Genomic DNA, 6563 nt, shown 5'->3' on the forward strand with positions numbered 1-6563 from the left:
GCTGACGTCTTTCCTGTTGAGATTGATTTTTATTTGGCTGATTTCAGCAGGGGGAGCGTTATGCAGCATCTGATCAGGCACACCGCCTTGAGCCTGGCACTAGCCACGGCCAGTGCCGTGGGAATAAGCCTGCCGGCACAGGCGGCGCAGCAGCAGAAGACCGACAACCGGGCCTACGATATCGAAGCCGGTCAACTTGACCAGGTACTGACGCGCTTTGCCGAGCAATCCGGGTTGCGGTTGATGGTCGTCAGCGAGTGGGTGGCGGGTCAGCAGTCGCAAGGGTTGAAGGGGAACTACCCGGTGCAGGAGGGGCTTGACCGGTTGTTGCTGAACAGCGGCCTGGTCGCCCGGCTCAGTGATGATGTGATCTTGATTGAAAAGGCCCCGGTGCAGGGAGGGGCGGTGGAGTTGGGGGCTACCACGATTCAGGGGCAGGGGATGGGGGAAATGACGGAGAATTCGGGGTCGTACACTACCGGACTTGTCAGCGCCGGTTCAAAAACGCCTACCAGTCTGAGGGACACACCGCAGTCTGTGTCTGTCATCACCCAGCAGGTCCTGCAAGACCGGCGTATTGTTGATCTGTCCGATGCCATGCGGCGCACGCCGGGCATCACCGTCAAAAACGCCAACTACCGCCTGCCGCAGTTCATTTCTCGTGGTTTCCGTATCGATAACATCCAGATTGATGGCGCCTCGCCGATGGATATCGGCTCTGGTATCGGTACCTTCTACGCCAACAAAACCTATGACATGGCTGAGTTCGACCATATCGAAGTGTTGAAGGGAGCATCCGGCCTGTTCGGTGGGACTGGTGATCCGGGTGGCATCATCAACGCCGTGCGTAAACGTCCGCTGGACTACTTCCAGCTCAAGTTCAATACATCGGCAGGTTCCTGGGACAACTACCGTACTGAAGTCGACGTGACGGGGCCAATGGCCTTTGACGGTAAATTGCGTGGGCGTGTGGTGGTCGCCAACACCGATCGCCAGTACTTCATGGATAACCGTAGCACCGAGAAACCTTTCATTTACGGCGTGTTGGAGGCTGATGTAACAGACACGGCGCGGGTTACCGTCGGGGGGCGCTACGAGAAAATTCATGAAAATGGCACCGGCGACGGTTTGCCGCGCTTCAGCACCGGGCAGGACTTGAAGCTCAGTCGCCGCACTTGGTACTCGCCGAACTGGGCCTATGGCGATAACAGCTCCCAGGAAATCTTTGCCAAGTACGACCAGGAATTGGCTGACGACTGGAAGTTGAACGTTTCCTTGACCAATACCTTCGATAAATCCGAGACCAAAGGTGCATTCCTGTGGGGCTCTCCTGATCCGGTAACGCTTGAAGGCGCTACTTGGGGAGGGAGTTACATTAAAAGCTGGAGTGAGCAGACGCTGTTCGATGCCAACGTTTCCGGAAAATTTACGGCGTTCAATCGTGAGCATGAACTGCTGATCGGTGCTGATGCGCAGAAGGTGACCAGCCGCTGGCGCTCAACGAAAGCTATGCAGGGCTTCTATCCTATTGATGTCTACAATCCAGACCTCACACCTCTACCTTCTGACAGCATTGGCAACAAGCTTGAGCGTGATTACAGCCCCAATACCCGTAAGCAGTATGGTCTGTACTCGACCTTGCGTTTACAACTGACAGATCCGCTCAAGTTGATCATCGGGGCCAGGGTGCAGCGCTATAAGTTCGAACAGACCTACATGGCCGTAAAGGCTGATACAGGTGCATGGGGCATTGAGTCCCAGAGCAATCATCGTGAACCGACTAAGTTGGTTCCCTTTGGTGGTTTGGTTTACGCCCTCGATGATGAATGGTCGGCGTACGCCAGCTATTCGGAAATCTTCAAGCCCCAGGCCCAGCAACTGCAAGGTCCAAGTACTTCTGGAAAAGTCCTGGAACCCATGGTTGGCAAGACCTACGAAACCGGCATTAAGGGGGAACTCTACGGCGCAACGCTGAACGTTTCGGCTGCGCTGTTCTATACCAAGCGGGAGAAAGAGGCGATTCAAGATCCTCGGTTCGTGGCTGAGTCAGTCTTGTATGGCGGTAGTTGCTGTTATCTGGCCCAGGGCGAAATCGTCAGCAAGGGTCTTGAGCTTGAAGCCAGTGGTGAGGTGTTGCCTGGGTGGATGGTGATGGGCGGCTACACCTTGAATCTCACAGACAATGGTACCAAGGACACTTTCCTCACTACGGTTACACCCAAGCATTTGGCGAAGTTCTGGACCGTTTACACACTGCCTGATCGTCTTTCTGACTGGAAAGTAGGTGGTGGTGTCAACATTCAGAGTGCCAGCTACGCCAGCGGAACATCTTATAGGGTTAGAAAGAACCAAACAGGTGACGGGTATGATGCGTACGATGAAAAGCCTTTTGATATGGCCCAAGGCGGCTACGCCGTATGGGACGCCATGGTCGAATACAAAGTCGATGAAAACTGGACCGTTGCCCTCAACGGCAACAACCTGTTTGACCGCAAGTACTTCGAGACTCTGAAGACTTCCGAGTATGGCAATTACTACGGTGAACCGCGCAACTACATGCTGACTGTGCGGGGTACGTTCTAGGCTGTCCCTATCGTCGTAGAAAATCACCTCACCTGAGGTGATTTTTTTTACGTGCGCGAAGCTCGCCAATGATTTAGAGGTGAGCGCTCCACTGCGTGGCTGACAAGAAGCGGTGTGGACCTAAGGCAAAGGTTTTGCGACTGTTACAAAGTGATTGAGAATCCTTCTAAATTATTTTTATCCCAAACGTTCATTAATGGCTCGACACCGATTCAAGCCAAAACCGTCCCTCTGCAACAGGGAGTGGAGTCCGGACGGTTTAACTAAATTCAGGTCATTCCGCCTCAAGAGTGGGAGGCCTTCGACATTAATGACATATCTGGGGCTTAACCAAACAATGAAACGCGAGAGTAAAAGGTTCAGGCAAAAACTCTTCAATGCTCCCCTCTCTTCATGCCGCAGTTGCGTGTCGGTAGCGCTCCTTGGGTTGGCTCTCAGTGTCTGCGGCGTGGCTTTCGCCCAGCCTATACAGGTGAATGTGCCAGCCCAGTCGCTGGACAAGGCCCTGACCGAGCTGGGTAAGCAGACCGGCCTGCAAGTGCTTTTCGGGCCGGATATGGTTGCGGGCAAGAAGTCCACCGCCGTCAAAGGCACCCTGGAGCCCGAGGCAGCTCTTGAAACATTGCTCAAAGGCGCGGGCCTGACTTTCCGGATTGAAAACAATACCGTCATCCTCGGCCCCGAAAATAGTACGAGTTCAACTCTTGAGCTGGGCGCCACTACCATCCAGGGCCAGGGCATGGGAGAGATGACGGAGAACTCCGGCTCCTACACCACCGGCTTGACCAGTATCGGCTCGAAAACCCCGACCAGTCTGCGGCAGACGCCACAGTCGGTGTCGGTGGTGACGTCACAGGCGATTCAGGACACGAGAGCAGTGGACCTGAACGACGCGTTGAAGCTAGCACCCGGGATCACCTTGCAAAAAACCAGCGTGCGTACATCAGACTTTTTCTCTCGCGGCTTCATGATCCAGAACATCCAGATCGACGGCGCCGCGCCTATGGCTTTGGGTAACTCCTCAGGGAGTTTTTACTCCAACAAAAACTACGACCTGGTGGAGTTTGACCACGTTGAGGTTCTGCGTGGTGCTTCCGGTTTGTTCGGCGGTACGGGCGACCCAGGTGGCATGATTAACCTTGTGCGTAAGCGTCCGTTGGATGCCTACCAGTTGAAGATCGACACCTCGGCGGGCTCTTGGGATCGTTACCGTACCCAGCTTGATGTCACGGGGCCGCTGGGGTTTGACGGCAAGTTACGCGGGCGTTTGGTCACGGCCTACAGCAAAAACGGTTCTTTCCAGGATCATGTGAGCGACGAAAAACCCACGGTTTACGGAGTCTTGGAAGCTGACATCCTGCCCAGCACACGGCTGACCTTCGGTGGCCGCTCCGAGCGTATTCATGTGAATGGCTCCGGTGTAGGCTTGCCTCGCTACAGCAACGGCAAAGACCTGGGTCTATCCCGGCGTACCAGCCTCACGCAGGGTTGGGCCTACCAGGATGGACGCTCGCAGGAATTGTTTGCCAAGATTGACCACGAACTCAACGATGACTGGAAGATAAACGCGACTTACACCAAGACCCTTGAGTCTGGACTCTCAAAAAGTGCTTTTGCTCTTAACGGCGTAAACCCGGTCACTGGCAAAGGTACTTACTGGCAGGGGAATACTACTGCCTATCGCAGCGAACAGGGGTCGGCAGATATTAACTTGTCGGGCAAGTTCGATGCGTTTGGTTTACGCCATGAGTTTTTGCTCGGCATGGACCATCAGAAGATCAACAGTCGCTGGCGCGGCACCCAGCGAAGTTTAGGCGCGCTTGGTGAAGTGGACGTGTTTGATCCAGATACTACTCCCTGGCCTCAACCGCCGACGCGTAAAGACTACTTCCGGGACTACAACCCCAACTCCCAAGTCCAATATGGTCTGTATTCGACCCTACGGCTGCAACTGGCCGAGCCGCTGCATTTGATTGTGGGAGCGCGTGCCCAACGCTTCAAGTTCGACCAACTCTATACGGCGGATTGGGCCGAGGTGGGGAATTGGGAGGTTGAATCAGACGTGTCGACGCGGGAATCGACCAAGGTCACACCTTATGGTGGTCTGGTCTACGACCTGACAGATGAGTGGTCGACCTACGTCAGTTACTCTGAGCAGTATCGCCCTCAGCAGCAAAAAATGCAGGGGCCGAAACCGGGCTCGGCCATCGAGGCGATGGAGGGTCGCACCTATGAAACCGGGCTCAAGGGCGAACTGTTTGGCGGAGCAGTAAATACCTCCTTCGCGATTTACTACACCGAACGGGAAAATGAGGCTGTAGAAGATCCCCGTTATCCACTGAGCCAGGTGCAGTTTGGTGGCAACTGCTGCTATTTGCCGCAAGGTAAAGTCATCAGCAAAGGTTTCGACATGGAGATATCGGGTGAAGTGATGCCCGACTGGATGTTGATTGCTGGTTATACCTATAACAACAACCAGAACCGTACCAAAAACTCCACATTCAGCACCATTACCCCCAAGCACATGGTCAAGCTCTGGAGCACCTACCGTCTGCCGGGAGTGTTCAACGATGTGAAACTGGGGGGTGGGGTTAATTTGCAGAGTGCGACTTTCGTCAGTGGCACTGCGGGAGTGATAGGCAGCGACGGTAAACCCGTTCAGGACGGAAACGGTAACAACCTGTCGATTCCTTTCGACTACAAACAATCGGGTTACGCTGTGTGGAATGCCATGGCTGAATATCGTCTGGATGAAAACTGGACGGTGGCCTACAACCTCAATAACGTGTTCGATAAAACCTATTATTCGACCGTCGGAACTTCGACCACAGGTAACTGGTACGGCGATCCCCGTAATCACATGCTGACCCTGCGCGGTACCTTCTGGTAAGCGCAGTTTGAAGAGAAAAAGGGACATCGTGAGATGTCCCTTTCTTTGTCTGACGGAAAAGACCGCATATTCAGGCGGTATGCACTTCCAACCAACCCTCGACTGCCACATAAATCCCGCCAATGTCCGCACTGATCCCCGACATCCGCAGGAAGTCATGGGTCAACCCACCCTGAGTCAACAAAGTAACGTCAGTTCCGGTATCGCGAAGCAGCTGGGCATATTCAAGTCCTTCGTCATACAACGGATCGTACTCGGCCAGGCTGACGTAGGCCGGTGCAAGAGGATCGAGGTCTTTTGCCAACAACGGTGATGTGCGCCAGTCACCGCGTTGCTCAGCGTCGGGAGTGTAATGTCGATAGAACCACTGCAAGGTATCGCTTTCCAGCAGGTAGCCTTCGGCATACAGCTGGTGGGAAGGGCGCGTACGCTGAGTGTCGGCCACCGGGTAAAACAGCAACTGGGTCTTGGGCTTTAGCGCAAGGTGTTCGGGTGTCTGCACGGCGCTGATGGCCAGTACCGTGGCCAGGGTGGCGCCGGCACTGTCGCCGGCGACACTGACATTGTCCGGGTCCAGATTCAGGGAGTGCGCCTCGCGAGCCAGCCAGTTGGCGCAATCCAGGGCATCGTTGACGGCCGTGGGGAACGGATGCTCCGGAGCCAGCCGATAAGCCGGGGCCAGGACGGCATGGCGTCCGCTTGATGCTAGGCGGCGGCAAATCGAGTCATGGGAGTCAAGGCTGCCGACCACGTAGCCGCCGCCGTGGAAATACAGAATGCTCGGTTGTGAAGGTTGGGCATGATGTGCCGAGCGATATAGCCGGGCTTCTATCTTTGCGCCGTCGCGTGTCGGAATGTGCAAGGTTGTAATCGTCAGGCTGGCGGGCGGCGAAGGGTCGAGGATCTGCGAGCTCAACTCGAACTCCTGCCGTGCCTGACTCACACTCAAGGCATGCATGGGCTGACTCTTGCCACTCAGGCGACCCATTTCAGCCAACTCCAGAAAACCTTCGAGATCGGGGTCCAGGGGCATTACGTGTTCCTTATTGATTCAATACAGTGCCGCCCCTGTGCAGGGGCGGCGTTGGGT

The 6563-nt window shown here is 55.1% G+C and carries 3 protein-coding genes; 2 read left to right on the plus strand and 1 reads right to left on the minus strand.

Going from position 1 to position 6563, the window contains the following annotated elements; all coding sequences use genetic code 11:
- Positions 1-60: 60 nt before the first annotated feature.
- A complete protein-coding gene (locus HBO19_RS23465; RefSeq protein ID WP_170058409.1) occupies positions 61-2583 on the plus strand; it encodes a TonB-dependent siderophore receptor in 2523 nt (840 codons plus the stop codon).
- Between the two features lie 337 nt (positions 2584-2920).
- Positions 2921-5473, plus strand: coding sequence for a TonB-dependent siderophore receptor (locus tag HBO19_RS23470; protein ID WP_170043713.1), 2553 nt, complete (start codon positions 2921-2923; stop codon positions 5471-5473).
- Positions 5474-5543: 70 nt separating this feature from the next.
- Here HBO19_RS23470 and HBO19_RS23475 read toward each other — a convergent pair whose 3' ends face one another.
- On the minus strand, positions 5544-6506 hold the full coding sequence (locus tag HBO19_RS23475; protein ID WP_170058410.1) for an alpha/beta hydrolase: 963 nt from the start codon (positions 6504-6506) through the stop codon (positions 5544-5546).
- Positions 6507-6563: the final 57 nt, after the last annotated feature.

Source organism: Pseudomonas sp. WS 5021 (assembly GCF_012985535.1).
In the GTDB taxonomy this organism is placed as follows: Bacteria; Pseudomonadota; Gammaproteobacteria; order Pseudomonadales; family Pseudomonadaceae; genus Aquipseudomonas.

Excerpts from the sequence above, each read along its gene's own strand:
- HBO19_RS23475 (WP_170058410.1), bottom strand. The coding sequence starts at position 6,506 with ATGCCCCTGGACCCCGATCTCGAAGGTTTTCTGGAGTTGGCTGAAATG.
- HBO19_RS23465 (WP_170058409.1), top strand. The coding sequence starts at position 61 with ATGCAGCATCTGATCAGGCACACCGCCTTGAGCCTGGCACTAGCCACG.
- HBO19_RS23470 (WP_170043713.1), top strand. The coding sequence starts at position 2,921 with ATGAAACGCGAGAGTAAAAGGTTCAGGCAAAAACTCTTCAATGCTCCC.